The sequence below is a fragment of the Rubripirellula amarantea genome (assembly GCF_007859865.1).
Lineage (GTDB): Bacteria > Planctomycetota > Planctomycetia > Pirellulales > Pirellulaceae > Rubripirellula > Rubripirellula amarantea.
On sequence record NZ_SJPI01000002.1, the window covers coordinates 1714956 to 1736086 of the forward strand.

Genomic DNA, 21131 nt, shown 5'->3' on the forward strand with positions numbered 1-21131 from the left:
GCGAGGAAGGCAAACGCGTTTGTCTCGGACAATTCGCAAATGAGAGTTGAACATGTCTTCGTTTCGCAGGATGATGTGGTCGCCGAAAATCGTGAATGTTATTTGTCCGCAGATGCAAATTGAGTCCACTATTCTTGGAAAATAGTCACCGAGGGGTTGGCTTGCACCAGCGATCAAAGGTCAGCAATCCGCTGCTGTAGCTCGATTGCCATCGCGTCTTCTGATCTCGCAACCTTTGAGACGAGGTCAAAGAACTCTTTTTGGTATTCTCCAGTCATGGCGTTCGTATGCTCGCGATAGGCCACATCCAAGAACATCACAAGCGACTGAACCTGCCAGGTGTTCGCATCTGATGACTCGCACCGTTTCCCAATTTCTTGGCACCAGCAGGTGGCTTGCGGAAGAAAACAAGATCCGACTTTGCGGCTGATCCATCGAAGAGCAGACGCTGCGGTGGTTGGATCCTCAACCACCTCTCGGAGAAATGGCTCGATCGATTCTCTCATTGAATTGATCAGTTCAGCATGAAAATCACTCCAAAAGCTCTCGTACGACTGGTCCACGCACAGCAGCGATGCTAGCAATTCGGCACGAGCAGGTTTCCAACCTTCACCGACCTTTGGATCTTTCCAACCGTCGTGGTTTTCAACGTACCGGAGCATTAACAGCCAGGTCTGAGCGAACTTTGCGGCATCGACCGGCTCAGCAATAATCGGTCCCATCCAGGAATGAATGAGTTGCTCAATCCATTTCGGAGATCTAACGCCGAGATCAAAAACTTGCCGCCATAGCAACGCAGCGTGTTCTGGATCGACGGTGTATTTGAGCTCCGCTCCGATGCGTTCCAGTATCGCGCGTTGACCATACATCGTTGGATAATCGTCATCCTGTCGGACAATGAGCTCGCCTTCCGTCGAATATGCTCTCAGAATCTCGAGTTCGTAGTCGAGCAGAACTTGGACCGTTGCCATTCTGGCTGACCGCTGGTCCTCACTTTCTGCGCGGACACATAGAGGTGTGTTCCTGACAATAGTCTCAAGAATCGTCTCCTCGACGGGCAGCTGCTTGTAGCACTGTTCATCATCATCAAACCGACGCGAAGTTCTCCAGTTGGCCCAAAAAAACTTCGGCGGCGTGAGTGACAATTCGTCCAAAACGGGAATGCTGGCCTCGTATGTACCAGCCAAAAACTGTTCTTCGCGGCTCGTCAGCCAAGCATCCCTATCAAATCCGGCCGAGTCCCGCGGCAGCGTCGGATAGCCGGGTGGCGAATACCAGAAAGCGGATGCGGTGTCGAACATCAGTCGGATGATCCGCGGCCCCCACGGGCCAAGTCGCGTCCAACGCCCCCATGCCGCGCGAGTGATCGCACCATGCAAGTGACCGCGATGACTCACGATGCACTGAAATACCCACTTTCTGTAATCTATGTTGCCAGCATCTCTCGCGAGCAAGTAGACAGAAAATTCGGCCAGTTGATCTAAGAACTGAGGAATTGCTCCGGCTTCGATCAATTCATCTGGCAGCTCGATCATTGGCTTTTGTACCAACGTCAGAATCGCCGAGACAGTCTCATCCTCGAGTCCATTCTCAACGAGCCACTGCTCATGCCGTAACAGAAGAAGCAAAAGCAATCCGAATCGGTTGTTGCTTTGGACCGCGGCAACGACCGGGTCATCCGATTCCACGCGTTGAGCCAGAAGTTCTTTGGCAAGACTAGATAGTTCGGATTCCGGAAACTGGTTGTTCAGGTAAAACCAATGTTCAATCGCCTGAGCCTCAGCAATTGCATCCTGCAATAGTTTCCGCTCAATAGCCGGCGGCTCGCTTTCGGTTTCGACAAGTTTCGGATCGACCGTTTCGTCAAGGACGATAGGTTGTCCGACTCCTCGTCTTGCCGCTAGGGCGGATATCGCATTGAAAACATCGCTCATGCGATCGGTCGAATTCACCAGGCGCTTCAGATTTTCAGTTGCCGGATCACTCCAGTCCAATTCACCAATATCAAGAACCGATTCCGCGATTTCGACAATGCTCTTTGACCGAAATCCTGCGAGAAGCCACGCTTTATGCTCGTCAAAGAACCATTCGCCATAGTCCAGCGACACATTGCAAAAACCTGGCTGTTTTGGGTTGGCCGAAATGGTTTCCGCCCACAACAAAAGAACAGGCGAAGTGAGCAGCGGTTTCAGGGGGCCTTGAAAAAGCAATGGGTGACGCCGCCCAAGGTCAAACAGGACGCCAGCTATCGCGACACACTCGCATTGTTGCAACAGCTGTGTTATCAGCTGATCGACGTTTTTGCCCGACTCCATCTGATCGCCAAGATACTTTTCCAAGGCAGATAACGCTGGCACCATGGACTCGCACGCCGACATGAGCCCTCGATTCCAGTGAAAGCTGTGTTCGTCTCCTTGCCAATCGACGCCGTGTTTCAGCGGAGATCGCACACGCGACAGTACCGCGTCTGATCCGCTACTATCAATGCTTGCCAATTGACGGGAAGCAGCGAAATTTGCAAACTCGCAGATCAGCTTGATGGCAGCTTTTGGGTTGACTGCTAAGAACGATAGGTACGGCCCTTGGCGATAGTGCTTTCCAGTCGTCGAGAAGAAAAGTCTCTCGATGCCATTTTCGTTGTAGCCTACGCCACCAGCGTGATACCCCTCGTCGACATCTTCCGATCGGACCTTAATCGAAACGGCGAGAATAAGGCGTGTCGCCAGATCAGGGGCGTCCTTGAAAATTGGCCACATCGCGTCGCCATCCAGGCAAGCTTTTCGGAACGCAGCGTGAGGAGGATATGCCGGACCATTGGGCCATGGGGTTAGATCGCGAACAGGTTCGTTAAGAATCTCACTACGTTCTTTCTCCCACTCCAATGCTCTCTCTCGCGCACGTCTCGCTTGATGGTGATCTGGGTTCAAACCGGCAGCATCGAGCAGAAGTGGAGTCACTCTCTGTGGATCCTCTTCAAATGCAAAAAAGACAGACTTGAAGATGTCTTCGCGTTCCTCATCATCTGATCTAAACCATCGTCTTTCACTCGCAATCTGGCTTTCACACACAGCGATAGCGATCTTGCTTGCTTCAGCGCGGAAGTCCCAGTGTGTAGGGGTCATTTCAAGCCACATCTGCGATATTTTCGCGGCATCATGTGACATGTGTTCGACGACGGCCCCAACATGCCGCTCCAAAAACTGCAGTAGTGAACCGAACGCGGCTAAATATGGCTTAGGATCACGCTGTATCGTTCGGAGTACTGAGGTCAGCTCTTCGCCAGCTGCCTCTTTACGGGCTGCGAGCAATCCGGGGACCGAGCAAATCACCATGGCGCGCCGTACAAGACGTTTTGCGAGCAGCGCATCTGAATCAAACAATGGTTCGGACAGGTTTTCCAGAAGCTCGTCCGGATTTGCAGAGAAAACAACGGCATCGAGGAACAGGTCTGACACAGCGGTTCCTTTCCCTACATACCGGAGCCACGTTTCTGTCGATGTATCCTGTTCCAGGAAGTGAATGCCAGCCATTCGGATGGCTCGATACCATTTCGGCCGCGAGCTTTTTGCTTCCAGGGCGTCCGACATCGTTCGCCCCTGGTCGAGAAGCCACAGCATCCGAGCCCAATCTGCGTAGATGTCGTGAGCAAACCGAAGCTTCATTTGGTTCCGCACCAAAAGCGATCCGTTCACTGCCGCGTCAATCGGACTGGCAAACGCTGGGAGGAGAGATTGAGTTGTTTCCAACTCCGACTCGTCTCCCTGTCGTCGACCAAGCTCCAGTAGCAAGTTACTGACATCCGTTCCATGTTCGGCCGAAATGCGGTGCTCCCAAACCCAATGAATCAGGTGGGATTCACCAATTGCGTTCAGATGACTGACATCTTGATCGCTCGCTATCCGCAAGAATGCGTCAAGAATGATGGGGCGTCGATAAAGTGACGGAAGGTTTGGTGAGAGATAAAGACGTATCAATGATGGCCGTGACTTGATCGCTGCGAGAGCCTCCGTGGTCGAAAAGCTATCGACGATAATGCGTTTCCAAGTCTTCGCATCAACGTTGTTGTCATCAAGAAATCGCAACACGCGTTGGTATTGCTCTCGCTGGCAAACCAAGACAACACGCAAAGTTGAAAGATGCTGTGCTGCTAGAACAAATTTCGCCAAGTTTCTGATCTGACTGCGATTTGCCGCTTGTTCGATGCCGTCGATCACAATGACCTTGGATCGCTCGGACGTTCCCGAAAATATCTCGCGAATCGTATAAGGCGCGAACAATGTTGATTCATTGTCTGCAATCTCGCACGCGGTTTCGAGTCGGAAAAAGAATGACTCAGTGAGTGAAAAACTTTTGTCGATTGCGTTTGCAACCGCCGTGGACTTGCCAACTCCTGAATCACCGAGGACAAATGCGTTGATTGGATCCTGAGACCCCAAGTAGTCGTCGATTAAAGTGTCAACCTCGGTGCGGGCGACTTCGACATCCCCACCAAGTCTTCTTGGTTGTAGCTGTAGGTCGTCATTAGATTTTGAACGTAAAATCCGAAACGCAGCGTTGAATCTTGGTGATGCCTTCAATTGGATGGTAGTTTTCAAACAATGGATCAATTTGCCTCGATCCATGTCGCCGCCGGACAATCGAAGCGTCTTCGCAATATCCCAGATGTCTCGCCACAGCTGTATTCCCGAGGCAGCTTCTTCTCGCTCGCACATTAGGCGGCAATGTTCTTGCACAGTCTGCAACGAGAGAGATGTTGTGGATCCGAAGTCAAAGTTTCGGACGTGCAAGGACGCTACGAAGTTCTGCAGCGAATCCTTGCCGTCCGGAGCAACATCTGCGAGCGAGGCTGGTAGTTCAAGCCATTGCAGCCACTTTTCTGCATCCTGCAGATTTCCTGGTTCTACAATACGCGTTGGAAAGCTGTCGTTCTGCTCGCGTGCTTTCTCGACCAAGGTTTCAATTTGGGTTAGCCGTGGAGAACCATCGAACTTGGCGAACAGTCCAAGGCGGTCGCGCCGAAGATCGAATGTTCGAGGCCTTCGTTCTGTCGCAATGAGGTCTGACCACGCATGATGAACGAACTCGCGTCGTTCCGCAGTTCTTGAAAACAGCGGAAAACTCTTCACGCTCACCGGAATCAACCACTCTTCGGCCCCATCCGACTCATATTGCAACAAGAGGTCGTCGAGCTTCCATCGGTCATCTTGCTTCTGAACGCTAACCTGCACCAGCCGCGTACCTTGCTGGTTCTGAAACGCTTGCTCCGCTAGAAGTTCGACTAGACATGCAGCGACGACGTCGACTTCAAAGAATGTACCTTTGCCAGCCGTTAAACTGGTAGGAGAGACATCAGATGCTAGTTTGGCTTGACTCATTTACACAGTTTATCAGGCCGCTAAGTATCCGAAAACGAGACAACCTCGTTTGGTTGGCGTTAGCTCTGGCGATGTGCAAAACAAGAATCCGGCCCGTTGGTTTAGATGTCACTCTCCGTGTTGGACCGATTGAGAGCAAAGTGGTTCGTGCAAGGTGTCGTACCGGCCGCGGTTGTCAATGTTTATCGCCAACATATCGGCCAAGTTTGAAGCCGCTTGTTTCTGAGAGTGTTGGGTACGTTGCTCGGCATAACGGGCCAAGCCGAAGAAGTGATGCTTGGGCGACGTTTTGGAAACCCATGCGGTCGACTGCTTTCAATGCTCGTTGGTTGGAGCCTTCGGTGGTTAGCACCAGCGTTTGGATTCCATCGGTTTGCAACTGATCGGCCATTTGGCTCATGATTGCTGCGTAAAGGCGACGGCCTCGGTAGGCGGGCAAGACCAGCACTTGGAATACGAGCGCGGCATCGTCGGAGAGCTGGATTGGCAGACCCGTTTCGGGCTTGCCGTCGTGGTTCATCTGGCCGGGAATGTCTCCGAAGGCGACCCAAGCGAATCCGGCGAGCGAATTGGCTTGGAACGCTGTGAAGCACCGGGCATGCCCAGCATCTAGCATCTCAAAGTCACGTTCTGGAATTTGATATTCCAGTTCGTGCGCGTGCGAGCGAAGGCGATCGGAGGAACACGAGTCGATCGTGTATCCATCGGGGATGGGTGTTCGCGGCATCTGGTCAATGGGCGATTGATAAAATTGACAGATATTCGCAATCGCTATTCGCCGCATCGCTCGGTACGGCAACCACCGTAGCGAGCGTGAAGATGTAATTTTCACAGTGGGAATCCGCCAGCGTTAGTGGCAGCAGCTTCCGCCGCCCGACGAAGGGCGGGGCGATGCTGAAGTGGAAGCAGCGGAGAACGAGGTTGCTACTGGCGGTTGATAGTCAGTTTCGTGGTCAACCGCCGTGTCGTATTGAATGTTGGCAGCGGCCTGTTCGGAATATTGCTGAGCAGTCATAGACGGCTCGTCCTTTCGATTGCCAATCCAGGGCAGCGATTGGCATCCGGCAGACAGCGAGAGGGTGCAGATGAACGCAGCGGTAGCGCAGGATTTCCATAGCGATTTCATGACGACTTCCTTGTCGTGAGTCGAAACAAAAAAGGCAGGGACGGCGTGGTGACGTCATCACTTGCGTGAATCAGACGCGACACCGCCCCCGCGTGAGTCAGAGGGGAAGCGAGGAGCCAATTTGCAAACTCGCTCCCGAGTTGATTAACGAATTGTTGGAGCTTCGACTCCTTGTGATTTCAGGACAGCTAACCACTTGTGCGGCTCGGCTGCGATCTTCTTCGCGCATCCAGGGCAACAGATGTAGATTGCTTTCCCGGCCGCGTTGACCTTGTACGGTCCCCCCATCGCATCGAGCGGTTCGTCCATCACGGGGCATTTATTCTGGGCAGCGATAAATGGAACATCGGCAGAAACTACTTTGAAAATGCCGTCGCGTACTTGCTCGGTTCCGGCGGGGACGGACGCTTGATCGCCGTTCCCATAAACCATGGCGAGGTACTTCGCTGGTTCAGCTTGAATCTTCTTGATGCAGCCTTTGCAGCAAAGATAGATCGGTTTGTCGCCAACCATCACCTTGATCGGTGTGCCCATGCCACCGAGAGGCTCATCCATCACTGGGCAAACCTTTTGAGCCGCAATGGCCGCTGCGTCGGCTTGCGTTGATGTTGAGACAGTAATCTTTGCCGCCGTCGTGACAGCGGGCTGGCCACTGTTTTGCGGACCGTTGCCATAAACCATGGCGAGGTACTTCGCTGGTTCAGCTTGAATCTTTTTGATGCAACCTTTGCAGCACAGATAAATCGGCTTGTCACCAACCATCACCTTGATCGGTGTGCCCATGCCACCGAGAGGCTCATCCATCACGGGACAGACCTTTTGGGCGGCAATCGCGGCAGCGTCGGCTTGTGTCGCTGTGGTGACCGTTATTTGCGGGCGACCGGCAGCATATTTAGCCGGGTCTGACTTGACCGCGTTCACACAGCCGGCACAACAAACGTAGAGTTTCTGTCCGTTCACATCGACTGCCACGGGATCGCCCATACTGCCGAGCGGCTTTCCGCTGACGGGACATATCTTTTGACGGCCAATTGCGGCGGCGGCCAGTTGTTGCTCGCTGGCGGGAACCGTTGCGACCTCGTTGAAACTGACGACATTTCCGCCCGAAGCCGTCATGCCGACCAACTGAATATCGACGTCGATTTGCCGACCAGCAAGCTGCGAAAGATTCACTGGAGCCGTTAGCGCTCCTTTGCCGTCGGGAAGCAAGTCGTAGCGATAGCGTTTCGCGTTGCCTTCAACGCGCACTGAGACAGCACCGCGTCCCTGGTCGACCGAGACTGGCTGGCCCGTGCGATCGTAGACGAACATTTGCAGCCCGCCTTGGGAAACAATTGTTTCGATTTTCAGGTTGCCGGTTTGTTTCAGACTGCCGCCATGCGGCCCCACTTGAGTTGCTTCTCGAGCCTGGGTCATGCCGGGCATCGCGTGGTTGCGTCCAGCGTGGTCGTGCTGCGATTGAATCGTTTGCCCAAACACAGACGATGTGAACATCGCGAGCGAGAAAGCAGTGATAATGAGTGTTCGTTTCATGGGAGAACTCCGTTGTGAAAGTTAGGACGCCATCCGTTGGGTCCGTCGATCTTGGTGAGGTTGATTGATTGGATGCCCGAGTCGTGAATTCCTTCACGGGCAAATGAAGAAATTTATGCCGCTTTCATGAGTTCCTCCTCCGGCATCGCTTCGGTTCCTTCCCAAAGCTCGTCTTGAAATCCAAATCGCATTTTCAATTCCAGATAGCCGCAATAGAGCGTCGGCACGATGAATGAAGTGAATGGTTCGGCTAGCATTCCTCCGAACACTGGAATCGCCATCGCTCGGGCAACGTCAGCCCCACGACCTGTCGCGATCAACACCGGAATCAATGCGGCCAGCGTCGTCACCGTGGTCATCATGCAAGGCCGAATGCGTTTGAGTCCCGCTTCGTAAACCACGATGCGAATGTCTTCGACCGATTCGATCTTGCGTTTCTTGAGAAGTTGATGGATGTAGGTCGCCATCACGACGCCATCGTCGACCGCGAGACCGAACAACGCGATGAAACCAACCCAAACTGCCGTGTTGAGTTCCACGCCCATCGTTGCAACTGCGATCATGCCACCAGCGAAGGCGACTGGGATACCGGAGAACACGGCTAACGAAATCGAGAGATTTCGGAACTCCATGTAAAGCAACATCAGATTGATGCAGATCACCATCGGAATGATCCACATCAAGCGTCGATTGGCTTCGATTTGATTACGGAAGCTGCCCACGGCTTCGAGGGAATAACCGGCTGGCAATGACAACCGATTCGGGTCGGACGAAGGCAGCGACTGTGCCACGCGAAGCTGTTCTTCGATCGCGGAGACCGATTCCAAATCGCCCTTGCTGCCATTGGTCATGAAAGAAACGTGTGCGACGAGTCGACCGTTTTCGCTGTTGATTGCACCTGGCCCCCAAGTCGTTTCCAGCGTTGCGAGTTCTTCTAATGGCACAACGGCCCCCGAGTGCGTGACGACGGGCAATCGTTTCAGACCGTCGATCTGTTCGCGGAGGTCGCGGTTGTACCGAAGCCGCACGGGATAACGTTCTCTCCCCTCGACCGTTTTAATCAGGTTCATTCCGCCGAGGGCTGTTTCGATGACTTGGTTCACCATCGACGAACTCATCCCGTACCGCGATGCCGCCTCACGATCGACGGTGAACTCGACGTAGGGTTTGCCAAGCACAATATCGGGATTGACGGTGCCGGCGTTGATCAGTGGCGACTTTTTCAATTCAGCCGAAACATTCATTGCCGCGTCAGCCAATTCGTCAAGCTGGTTGCCGTAAACTCGAATGGCCATCGGTGCCTTGATGCCAGACTGCAACATCACCACGCGGCCCTCGATCGGTTGTAGCGCCGAGGCGGGCGTGACACCTGGCAACGTAGCGACTCGGTTGATTTCGTCCCACACGTCGCGAGCAGTGACGCCTTCTCGCCACTCGTTTTCGGGTTTGAGCATCACGTAGGTTTCGACCATCGCTGCGGGCGCGGGATCGAGCGCCGATTCCACGCGGCCTATCTTGCCGAGCACATCTTTGACTTCGGGAATCTGGCCGATCAGCACGTCCTGGGTTTGTAAGACCTGCATCGCTTGCGAGAAGCTCGCCGCCGGGTACAGCGTCGGCATGTAGAACCAACTTCCCTCGTCCAAGGCGATCCAGTCGTCACTTTGCAAACCCGTGAAGACGTGCTTGGCGTCGACGTAGCCGGGGAAATCATTCAGCTCGGCACCAAATAGGTTCGCGAACTTCTCGATCGGACGCATCACTGTCGGCATTCCGATGTAGGCTCCTACACCGATGAACAGCAGCACTAGCGGAAACGAGAGTGCGAATGCTTTGTGATTGAGCGCATGTCGCAGTCGCGCCGCGTAAATCCAGCGAACGAAGCGGCTCGACGGAATTTCTTCGATGGGTCGAATTCGTTCTCGCATCAACTGCCAACCGCCAATGAAGCCGATCATGGCTGCGACTGCGGTCACAATCCAAGTATCCAGGCCAAAGCGTTCTGCCAGTCGCGATCCCCAAAGGAAATGTGATACGGCACCTAGCAAACCGGAGAGCGACAACGCAGAAACCAACGCGGTTGATTTGCGACGTACATTGCTTCGCAGCATCAATCGACATAAAGCCGGCACGATCGTGACGGCAGCGATCATTGCTGCAGCAATCGCAAATGTCTTGGTATAAGCCAGCGGCGAAAATAGCTTGTAATCGCGACCGGTCAAAAAGAAGACCGGCAGAAAGCTGACGATGGTTGTCGCCACGGCAGTTACGACGGCTGGTGCGACTTCGACCGTTGCTTCGTAGACAACTTCCGCACGAGGTTGCTTGATTCTCGCCTCTGCGCTTCCTGATTCCCAATCAGAAAGGTGTTGGTAAATGTTCTCCGAAACGATGATTGCCATGTCGACCATCGTGCCGATCGCGATCGCGATGCCGGCGAGCGACATGATGTTCGCACCGACGCCGACCACCCGCATCGCGATGAACGACATCAGTACGGCGGCAGGCAAACAAATTGCGACGACAAAACTGCTGCGAATGTGCAGTAAGAACAACAGGATGATGATCGCCGTGATGATGATCTCGTCACGTAACGCATGCGTCAGCGTCGCCATCGTCTCGTCAATCAGTCCGCTGCGATCATAGACGCCATGGATGGTTACGCCTTGCAGCGATGGTGTGATCGCGGCGATCTTCTCTTTCACGCGGTCAATGACGACTCGCGGATTTTCGCCATATCGCATCACGACCACGCCGCCGACCGCTTCGGCTCCGTTGTAGTCCAGCGCACCGCGCCGAAAGTCAGGACCAATCTGCACAGCGGCAATGTCACGGACGCGAACGGGAACGCCGTCACGCTGCATGATGACGGTGTCCTCGATGTCCTCGACCGCCTTGTCCTTGTCACCACCCGAGCCGAGGAAGCCCGTACTACGGACGATAAACTCCATGCCAGTCGTTTCGACGGTTTTCGCTCCGACGTCAACGTTCGATCCCTTGATCGCCATCGCCAATTTGTCCAGCGACACGTTATGGAATCGCAGCTTGTCGGGATCCACTTCGATCTGATACTGGCGAACGTAACCGCCGATCGAAGCAACCTCGCTAACGCCCTCGACGGCTTGCAACTCATACTTCACGACGAAGTCTTGCATGCTGCGAAGTTCCGCTAGACCCATGCCTTCATCAGGTGGCTGCAATGTGTAGTAGTAGACCTGCCCTAGGCCCGTCGCGTCTGGCCCAAGTTGTGGCACAACGCCGTCGGGCAACTGAGACGCCGCACTGCCGAGTTGCTCGGAAACTCGGCTTCGTGCCCAATAGAAGTCGATCTCGTCTTTGAACGTGACCTGCACAAAGCTGTAACCGAACATGCTCTTGCCGCGCACCGATTCGGCACCCGGCACAGCCAGTAACGAAACGCTGAGCGGATACGTCACTTGGTCTTCGATGTCCTTCGGCGAGCGACCCGGCCAAGGCGTCAACACGATGACTTGGTTCTCGCCAATGTTAGGAATCGCGTCGATCGGAATCGACTTGAAACTGATCCAGCCGGCAACGCTCAAGCCGATCGTCAGCAGTACGACCAGCCAAGGTTCTTTGACGCAAAAGCGAATGATTAGATTTAACATGGTTCGTTTCCTTACTGCACGGTGCGAGCGATCGAGGGAACTTCGCCAACCGGCATCGCCATGTCACGAACGACTTCGCCGCAGGTCAGCATCTCGCTACCCCAGTACGGGTTCTGCAAATCGCCGCCGGGCTGCATCCAGTCGCCACCTCCACCGGGAACCATCGGACAGTAGTAATGCGTTAGCTTCACGGCCGTCTTCGGGCCACGAGCAACCGTCGCCGCTTTCAACATCGCGTGACTGACGCCGCGGTAAGCTTCGCGAGCGGTTTCCAACGATCCATCCATGCGAGACGCCGCACGGCGGGCGATTGCGAACTTACGTTGGGCATCGTCGGGGACGCCGGCCGACATTTCCAGTTCGCGGAGTCCTTCTATTAGCGTGTTCAATGCGACGGGCGGAGGCGTTTGGTCGGCCGCCATCGCACATTGAATCTCGAAGTAGGCGTCGTAGGTGCGATCAAGCGCTTTGCCAGCGTCGGTCGCCAACATGACCGGAATGGAATTGGGAAGCTCAAGCGGTCCTGGCGAATAGCTCGGTGCCTTCGTCGGGTCCATCAATGAGGGGTTACCGGCAAGCTGCATCTGTGAGTCGATCAAGAAGTTGCCTCCAGTGGCGACCGTCTCGCCAGCCGAAAGCCCTTCGACGATCACGGCTTCTTTGCGATTCATCGGGCCAACCGTGACTCGGCGAATCTCAAAACGTCCCGGTTCAGTTTCGACATAGATCACACTGTTCTCGCCGGCCAACAGCACGGCGTCGCGAGGAACGGTGACGACCTGCTGCATCGGCAACGGCTCCGCCGCGAATCCAAGCTGCGATGTCGGCACCAAATCCATATCGCAAAGCGGGCACTTGCCCGGCTGGTCGCGGATGACTTGCGGGTGCATCGGGCTGATGAACTTGTTCGCAAGTGCCGGATCGTAAACTTGGTCCATGGGTATCGCGGGAACGGTGACGCGAGCGGTCGCGTAGTCGCCTGGTCGCAGCTTGCCGTCGAAGTTCATGATCTCGACACGGACGCGTACCGTTCGAGTCCTCGGGTTCACGGTGGGGTCAATGAAAGCGACGCGGCCCGTGAATACTTCGCCCGGCATCGACTGAATTTCCGCTTCAACTTGTTGGCCGAATCGAACCGCCGATGCGTCGTCGGGAAACAGGTCAAGCATCAACCAAACACTGCTCAGGTCGGCGACTCGATAGAGCTTGTGTCCTGTTTTGACATAGTCGCCTTCGACCGCCGACTTCTCGATTACCGTTCCACTCTGCGGTGACTTGATGCGGATTCGCGACATTGGTTTTCCGGACTGCCCCAGCTGGTCGATCTGACCCTGCGTCATGCCAAGCTCAGCCAAATTCTCGCGTGCCATCTTGTTCAGATCGCCGCCAGAGATTTGAAAGCGTCCGATTTTGCCGTCGCTGTTCATGCTCATGATGAACTCGGTTTGGGCGGTATAGAGCTGGGGGCTGTAGATCAACGCCAGATCGTCGCCTTCGTTAACCTTCACGCCGGCGTAGTTGGCGTACATCTTTTCCAAACGGCCGTCGATGTACGCACTGATGGTCGACAGTTGGCTTTCATCGAAGTCGATCGAGCCGATGGTGCGGATGGTTCGATTGACTTCACCCATCGTGGACATGGCGGTTTGAATGCCAACGAGTCGACGGGCCGAGGCCTCAATCGTGACCGAGATACCGTCGCCGCCTCCGCCGCCGGTCGCTTCGACCAATTCCATCGCACAAACCGGGCAACGACCCGGTTCCGTTGATGGCGGCGTACACATCATCGGACAGATGTATCGCTTGTCTTCGCCACCGCCAGCTTCCGCCACGGCTTCGCCTTTGCTGCCCGAAAATCCGTCAGCGGTCAACCACTTCGTTCGCTGTGCGATACCGAGTAGGAAAAACACGAGGCCGGCGACGGTGACGATAGTTGCGGCTTGCACGCCTGTGCGCATGAGCCACTTCATTCCGCCACCACTTTGTGGAACGCTCGGTTGAGCTTCAACTGGCGGTATTGTTGCTTCCGTCGCAGTCTCGACTGGCTCGCTATCGGTCGGCGCATCCGCATCCACGTTGCTGACTTGGTCGTCAACGTCGGCTTCATCGGGCTTGATTGGTTCGTCCTGATTCATGACAGTTCTCACAGCGTTTTCCGGCACGCGATTGTGGATCCATCCACGAACGTCAGCTCAAGAGTTGACTGGCCGATGAAGCGACGGGGGGATCGTATCATCGACCAGTCATCGCCTCCAGGCTGTGACCGGTTCATTGTTTCGGGTGACGCGAATCAAATCGCGTAGGGATTGCATCTGGAAAGACTCCACTGGGAATGAGCGTGCAGCACCATTCACGTGAAAGCCAACTTGAAACCGAAGAGCTACGAGCGCGCAGCTCTCCTATCGAGACGACGCTAGATGCGCCAGATGCAAAGAAACCGCTGAGAGAAATGCGGTGAGTGATCGCCATGCGGCAATCGTGAAACCAGTTGATCTGGACGAATCGAAAGCCCAGCGTCTGAGGCGACGTGATCCAGGTACGCGATCACGACCAATTCACGAACTTGCGGAACAGGAACGCGATGAGGTGCTGGTGCAATCGGTTCCGAGCGAATTCCACACATACACGATGACAATGCAACCCGGTCTTGAACCAAGTTCTCGTCGTCGGGTTTCGGTGGCTCAGGCACGACATCGGAGATTTCTCCGAACAACTCATCGTGCTTTGGCCGTTCGGATTTCTTCTTGCAGCAACTGCCGGCGTCTTCTTCGTTGCCACTACAGCAGCCGCACAGATCACCGTCTGTTTTCACTTCACAGCATTTGCAAGCTTGGCAGACCGTTTCGGCCTCGCAGCACTGACCTTGAGCACATGTTCCCTGCGCAGCAACGATCGCCATCGGCTGAATCACTATTGCAGCGATCAGACAAAGATTAACGGCGGCGCGAATTAGGGGGGAGTTACTCACTGTGACCTTCCGAAAAGGATACCCATACACGGTATATGAACTGTATCGGAAATTTGGCCGAAGAGTTCAATAGGAATTAGCCGGTTAGGCAAACTTTGACAGATCAATTATAGCTCATTAGGACCTGAACGCCATGGATCGGCATTCTTCGAGACCCGGAAGAACCCAAGCGAAGCGCCTGCTGCTAGCAGCATTGGTTGCCGCGTCGGGGTCCGGTTGTGCCTCCCAGCGTGGTGTTCATGTAGCAAAAGTCACCACTGCGTCCGCCGAGTCGAACCCGACTTTGGTCGCGACCAGCGATGTCGATTGGCAGCAAGTCCTTAGCGAACCGGAACCTGGGGCCATTCAGCCCGCCGGCTACAACGACGGGGTGGTGATCGCATCGCCCGCCGTCTTCGCACAGCCCCCCAAGGAAGACGGCAAACGAAGTTTCGGAGACTTTCTGCAACTCGATCCGCCCAAGGAAGATGGGGAGAAAAGTAGTCAGGGAGATGGGGAGAAGGAAAATGAACCGGACGTGAAAGATGAAGGTGACGACGGCACTAGAGAGAAGAAGACCGAGAACGACGATTCAGAGAAAGACAAGAACGAGTCCAAAGACGACACAAACAACTCCCTGACTCCCGCTCTCTCTGGCTCTCAACCTTCCTACGGCCAACCCGTCGAGTATTTTGTTGGCACCGCACTCGCACGCCACCTAAAAATCCTCGCCGCCAAGCAACGTGTTGCTGCAGCGACCAACGTGATCCCGCAAGCCAAAGCGTTGCCTGACCCGACATTCAACAACACCTTCTGGCCTTTGCACGACAACGCCATTCAAACTGCGGCCGGCCGAGTCGCCAATCAGATGTCGGTCAACCAGATGGTGCCGTTTCCTGACAAGCTGAAAACCAAAGCGGTGATCGCCAGCCGTGAAGTGCAAATCGCTCAAACGGAAGTCGATGCGATTGCCCGCGAGATTACCGAGTCCGTTCGTCTCGCCTACTACGAAGTCTGGTTCGCGACCCGAGCGATCGACATCATCGAGGAAACCAAAGGCCTCGTCGCTGACCTGACGGATGTCGCCGAGGCACGCTACCGCAGCGGCGGTTCTCAACAAGACGTGTTGCGAGCACAACTCGAAACCGATCGGCTCGACGAACAGCTCATCACGCTTGCGAAACAAAAGCTGGTTGCCCAAGCCGACCTCGCCACTTTGCTACAGCAACCCGTCGGTATACTTCCCGAAGCGACCGATTCACTTGGCATCACAGACACTCCACAGCAAATTGAAGAGCTGATCGCGTTAGCCGAGCAGTGCAACCCGAAGCTACGCGGCCTCGCATGGGAAATTCAACGCGATCGCGACAAAGAACGCTTGGCTTGCTTGCAGCAGTATCCAGACTTCAGTGTCGGATTGAATTGGGGATTGGTCAGCGACAACCACGACGTTCTTAGCCCGGTGGCAAACGGGAACGATCAACTCAGCGTCAGCTTCGGAACGACATTGCCGATCTGGCGAGAGAAGATCAACGCCGGAGTCCGCGAAGCTGCTCACCGTCGCAGTAGCACGACTCGACGCCTGGAAGCCGAACGCGATGAACTGTACGGGAAAATCCGTCGCTTGATCGTTCAGGCCGACGCCCTGGTCGAGCAACGCAACATCTACGAAGAACGAATCATCCCACGCACCGAAGACACACTCAAGCTGTCGATCGCCGACTACCGAGGCAAACGCACGGACTTCTTCACGCTGATCGAAACCTACCGCGAGCTATTGATGTTCGAGACCCAACTCGCCCGCATCGACGCCACACTGGCCGGCACCATCGCTCAATTGGATCGGACAGTCGGCTGCCCCTATTGAAATAGCGTGGGGTAAGACACTCGCTACTCCCCACTCTCTTCGATCAGCCTCCGCAACTCCCGCCTTGCCCGGTTCAATCGTGACCCAACGGTGCCTTCGGGAATGCCGAGCGTTGCCGCAATATCTTGGTACGACAAACCGCTTTCTTCTTTGAGCGTGAAGATCGCCCGTAGCTCTGGATCGAGTTGATCGAGAGCGTGGCGAACCATTTCGACGCGTTCGTCTTGTTCGACTTGGTCGGTTGCCTCCATCGCAGGCTCGACGATCAACTCCTTCGTCCGGCGACGCTTCTTGCGTCGCAGATGCTGCAACGCTTCGTTAGTTGCTAGCCGATACAACCAGGTCTCAAACTTCGAGTCGCCGCTGAACTGGCTGAGCTTCGAGAACGCTCGCACGTAAACCTGCTGGGTCAGGTCGTCAGCATCTTGGATGCCGACCATCCGCACCATCAACCGATACACCCGATCGCTGGTCGCCTCGTAGATGTCGCGCAGCGCACGTCGATCACCGACCGAAGCGGCTTGCACCGTCGGTTCGTCAATCGAATTCTGAGCTGTGTATTCATGCGAAGGCTCCATTATCGCAATTCTACACATACCCACCGGGGGTAAACAGCGCGGCTCATCAATCTGACTTTGCGAGGAATACTTGGGACTATTGCTTGTACGCGAGTAGTCGCAGGGCGTTGAAGACGACGACGAGGGTGCTGCCTTCGTGCAGCGCAACTGCGGGGCCGATGTTGAGGCCAAGCAATGTCGCGGGGACGAGGAAGGCGACCATGCCGAGACTCATCCATAGGTTTTGACGGATGATGCGGCGGGTGGCTCGGCTCAGGCCGATGGCGAGTGGTAGGTGGTCGAGGTTGTCGGCCATCAGTGCAACGTCGGCGGTTTCGAGGGCGACATCGCTTCCGGCGGCTCCCATGGCGATGCCGACGGACGCAGATGCCATAGCGGGGGCGTCGTTGACTCCGTCACCTACCATCGCAACGCCGCCTTCGCTTTGCAGCTTCTTGATTTCGGCGACCTTGTCGTCGGGCATCAGGTCGCCACGTGCTTCATCAAGTCCGACTTCCTTGGCGACCGCGTCGGCGACTTGTTGGTTGTCGCCGGAAATCATAATCATTCGTTGGATGCCAAGTTCACGCAGCCGAGCAATCGTTCGTTTGGATGCTTCGCGTGGTGTGTCCATCAGTCCGATGACGCCGAGGTAACGGTCGCCGCGACGTACGATCATCGTGGTGCGTCCATTCTGTTCGAGCGACTCGACGATTGAACGCACGCTATCGGGAAGCGGTGGACCATCGACCTCTGTGAATAGGTCGTCTTTGCCAATGTGAACCAAGTCGCCTTCAACGGTCGCCTGAATCCCGCGTCCGGTGATGCTGTTCAGATCGGTCGCTTCTGGGACACTTCCCCCTCTCCCGTTCTCACCTTCTTCCAACTTCTTCTTCCCGTCGCGAACGACGGCTTTGGCGAGCGGGTGTTTGCTGAGGTCTTCAACGGCTATGGCGAATCGCAAGAGTTCTGACTCGTCGACGCCATCGGCCGTGCGAACGTCGGTGACTTTGGGTTCGCCTTCGGTCAGTGTTCCCGTTTTGTCGAATGCGATCGCGTCGATACTGCCAAGACTCTCCAGTGGCCCGCCGCCTTTAACAAGGATTCCGCCACGAGCTGCTCGGGCGACTCCGCTCAGAACTGCACTGGGTGTTGCGATCGCCAAGGCACAGGGGCTTGCCGCGACCAAGACAGCCATCGCTCGATAAAATGAGTCGCTGAAACTTTCGTCGATGACCAACGGTGCGAACATCAGAAGCACTACTCCAGTGATGACCGATGGAACAAAGTAGCGTTCAAACTTCTTCGTGAACTTTTGTGTCGGAGAAACTCGCGTTTCTGCTTCGCTGACCATCGTGACAACGCGGGCGAGCGTGTTTTCCGCCGCCGTCTTCGTTACTTGGATCTCGATGGAGCCGGATTGATTGATGGTGCCAGCGAAGGCACGATATTCAGCGGAAAGTGATTCGGGATCGGCCCCTGCGGCTTCGACATCGTCTACTGGGCGTTTATCGACGGGAACGCTTTCGCCCGTAATTGGTGCTTGGTTGACGCTGGATTCCCCAGCGATCACGAAGCCATCGGCGGGAACTCGTTCATCAGGCTTGATGACGACGACGTCGCCAACGACCAGCTCTTCAACCGGAACTTCGGTTTCCGCTGAATCGCGTCGAACGCGTGCAGTGCGTGGTGCGAGTTCGGACAGGGCTTCGATGGCACGCTTGGCTTTGCCCATTGCGTAGCCTTCCAGAGCGTGGCCGATGCTGAATAGGAATAGTAGCAATGCTCCTTCGGCCCAAGCACCGAGTGACGCTGCACCGGCCGCTGCGACGATCATCAAGAAGTCGATCTCGAACTTTCCAGCTCGAATCTTTTCAATCGCTTCGGTGACCGTGTAGTAACCGCCAAACACATAGGCTGCAACGTAACAACCCAGCGAAATCCATTCGTTAAGATCTGCAAACGTTTCGATCAGCCATCCGACCAACAAGAACACGCCGCAGAGAATTGCGAAGATCAGTTCTGACTTGGGACCGAAGATGCCGCCGTGAGCATGATCGTGTCCCGCGTGGTCGTATTCGGCTTCGTGACCTTCATCGTCGTGGTCATGCCCTGCGTGGTCGTCGCCAACCTCTGCTGTTTCGCCGGTCCATTCGCTCAGAGCGCCGGCGATCGCAGAATCGTCGATGATCTGTTTATCGTACTCGACGCGAACAGCGCCATCGGGTGACACAACTGCCTCGAGAACTCCATCCATGCGTCCCAGTCGCGACTCGATCGCCGAGGCACGGCGGGCGTGGGTAGAACGCGACTTGCTGAGCCAATGACCGTATCGCTGATCTAATTCGACACCGGCACGTTTTGCCAATTCTCGCACTTCGCCAGTCGAAACCACATTCGGATCGTAGTGAACGCAGATCTGCCCAGCCGTATCGTCCTCCGACTGAATTGCATGTGCCGAGTCGATGCCCATCTTTGCAGTGAGCAGGGCCGCCAAACGATTGACACAGGAATCGCCTGAGTCGGTTACCGTTGGCAGAAGCAATTTCAGTTCAATTTTTTCCTTTTCCATCATTCTCTTTCCGGCTCATATGAAGCATGACAAGATGCTTTCCCTGGTCTGATTGAAGGAGCAAGAGAACCCGTTTTTCTGGAGCCAACTTGCTTGTCACTTCGCGATATTCGTCAACGTCATGGATGGTCGTATCGTTGACACAAGCAATTGCCATACCAGCGGCAACTCCCTCGCGATACGCATCACTATCGAGCGCCACCTGCGTGATCATGACACCGTGTGCGTCGCCGGGAAGCTCCAATTCGTTGATTATGGACATGTTTAGATGTGAAAGCCCCAGGCCGAGCGACGAATCCAAATACTCGAACGATCCGTTGGGTGATATCTCTGATTGAATCGGTCCAACTTCCCGAGGTGGTTGTTGCATCCGCATTTCAATCTCGACGACTTTGTGTTCGCGAAGAACCGTCATGACATGGCTCTTCCCCGGTTCGGCATCGGCAGTCAAAGTGGCTGGATCGAAGGATTGGTTGATCGGTTCGCCATCGAACTTGGTCACTACGTCACCTTCACGCAGACCTGCATGATTGGCCGGTGAGTTTCTCTGGACATCTTTGACATACAGACCAGCGTTCACAGAGGAATCAATCAGAGATGCCATTTCGGGAGTCAGTGGTTGGGTTTCAAATCCGAAATATCCCCGTTCGACATAGCCCTTGGTTTGCAGTTGCTCGGCGATATCCCTGGCGATGTTGATGGGTGTTGCAAAGCCGATGCCCTGAAACTCGCCGGAAGTCGTGAATGCTCCTTCGATAATTCCGATCACCTCGCCTCGCAGGTTCAACAACGCGCCTCCCGAGCTGCCTGGGTTTGTCGCTGCGTCATTCTGAATCAACGGGTGCGGCGAGCTTGCGACCCAGCGCTGCGTCGAACTGATGATCCCGGCACTGACACTGCGTTGCAGGTCGTAGGGCGATGCAAGTGAGACGACCCAATCGCCGACCGAGAGATCATCTGAGTCGGCCAGCTTAGCTTCCGGCAGGTTTTCAGCACTTTCGAGCTTGATGATTGCGATGTCGGATTGCGGATCACAGATCACGGCTTCGGCGTGGAGTTTCCGACCATCGGCGGTTCGCACGAAAACGGCATCGGCATTTTCAACCACATGGCTGCATGTCAGAACACAACCGCGACAGTCGATGATGACGCCTGATCCTTGGTCGTCAGCCGAATGGCTGTTGGACGACGCCGCGTGCTGGTGGTTCGGCGAGTGAAATGGCTGCGGCAACTTTGCTTCTTCACGCCATCGCATCGGAGCCGTCATGCGTGGGCCGCGAAGTGCGTAGACTGTCACAATCGAAGGTGAAACGTCATCAGCAACCTGGCGGACCACACTCGACAGGCTGTTTGCCGACAGGATCTCCGTCGTTCGGTCGCGCGTTTTAGTTTCTACTGCTACCAGTGTTGACATCGCCAGTGATGCTGACAATCCTAACACTGCAAGACTCACAAGCTTGCTGAAATGATTCCGCATGATGATGGAACTCCGTTATGTTTATGTGGTTTCCGCACTCAGTCGCAT

11 protein-coding genes are annotated in these 21131 nt (G+C 55.2%); 1 reads left to right on the forward strand and 10 read right to left on the reverse strand.

The window, feature by feature from the left end:
• Positions 1 to 173: 173 nt before the first annotated feature.
• The 7 genes from Pla22_RS19870 to Pla22_RS25560 all read right to left on the reverse strand — a co-directional run bounded on the left by Pla22_RS19870 (position 174) and on the right by Pla22_RS25560 (position 14631).
• The gene (locus Pla22_RS19870) at positions 174 to 5375 is read right to left on the reverse strand and encodes an ATP-binding protein (RefSeq protein WP_146516459.1); all 5202 of its coding nucleotides are present in this window, start codon (positions 5373 to 5375) and stop codon (positions 174 to 176) included.
• Positions 5376 to 5550: 175 nt separating this feature from the next.
• The gene (locus Pla22_RS19875; protein ID WP_146516460.1) at positions 5551 to 6207 is read right to left on the reverse strand and encodes a GNAT family N-acetyltransferase; all 657 of its coding nucleotides are present in this window, start codon (positions 6205 to 6207) and stop codon (positions 5551 to 5553) included.
• 18 nt (positions 6208 to 6225) lie between these two features.
• A complete protein-coding gene (locus Pla22_RS25380) occupies positions 6226 to 6390 on the reverse strand; it encodes a hypothetical protein (protein ID WP_165440762.1) in 165 nt (54 codons plus the stop codon).
• Positions 6391 to 6645: 255 nt separating this feature from the next.
• Positions 6646 to 8034: a hypothetical protein gene (locus Pla22_RS25750; RefSeq protein WP_242632178.1), complete on the reverse strand. Its 1389-nt coding sequence runs from the start codon at positions 8032 to 8034 to the stop codon at positions 6646 to 6648.
• 113 nt (positions 8035 to 8147) lie between these two features.
• Positions 8148 to 11663 carry an efflux RND transporter permease subunit gene (locus Pla22_RS19885; RefSeq protein WP_146516461.1) on the reverse strand — a complete coding sequence of 1172 codons (3516 nt, stop codon included), beginning with the start codon at positions 11661 to 11663 and terminating at the stop codon, positions 8148 to 8150.
• Between the two features lie 11 nt (positions 11664 to 11674).
• Entirely contained in the window at positions 11675 to 13798 is a 2124-nt protein-coding gene (locus Pla22_RS19890; protein ID WP_146516462.1) for an efflux RND transporter periplasmic adaptor subunit, read from the reverse strand.
• Between the two features lie 278 nt (positions 13799 to 14076).
• Positions 14077 to 14631 carry a hypothetical protein gene (locus tag Pla22_RS25560; RefSeq protein ID WP_242632179.1) on the reverse strand — a complete coding sequence of 185 codons (555 nt, stop codon included), beginning with the start codon at positions 14629 to 14631 and terminating at the stop codon, positions 14077 to 14079.
• Positions 14632 to 14764: 133 nt separating this feature from the next.
• Here Pla22_RS25560 and Pla22_RS19905 point away from each other — a divergent pair, with 133 nt between their 5' ends.
• Positions 14765 to 16477, forward strand: coding sequence for a TolC family protein (locus tag Pla22_RS19905; RefSeq protein ID WP_146516463.1), 1713 nt, complete (start codon positions 14765 to 14767; stop codon positions 16475 to 16477).
• A 23-nt stretch (positions 16478 to 16500) separates the two neighbouring features.
• Here the strand turns inward: Pla22_RS19905 and Pla22_RS19910 are convergent, their stop codons facing one another.
• The 3 genes from Pla22_RS19910 to Pla22_RS19920 all read right to left on the reverse strand — a co-directional run bounded on the left by Pla22_RS19910 (position 16501) and on the right by Pla22_RS19920 (position 21083).
• Positions 16501 to 17055 carry an RNA polymerase sigma factor gene (locus tag Pla22_RS19910; RefSeq protein WP_146516464.1) on the reverse strand — a complete coding sequence of 185 codons (555 nt, stop codon included), beginning with the start codon at positions 17053 to 17055 and terminating at the stop codon, positions 16501 to 16503.
• 76 nt (positions 17056 to 17131) lie between these two features.
• Positions 17132 to 19606 carry a heavy metal translocating P-type ATPase gene (locus tag Pla22_RS19915; RefSeq protein WP_146516465.1) on the reverse strand — a complete coding sequence of 825 codons (2475 nt, stop codon included), beginning with the start codon at positions 19604 to 19606 and terminating at the stop codon, positions 17132 to 17134.
• Positions 19587 to 21083, reverse strand: a complete 1497-nt coding sequence (locus Pla22_RS19920) for a trypsin-like peptidase domain-containing protein (RefSeq protein WP_242632180.1) — start codon at positions 21081 to 21083, stop codon at positions 19587 to 19589. The genes Pla22_RS19915 and Pla22_RS19920 overlap by 20 nt, the downstream gene beginning before the upstream one ends.
• Positions 21084 to 21131 lie beyond the last annotated feature (48 nt).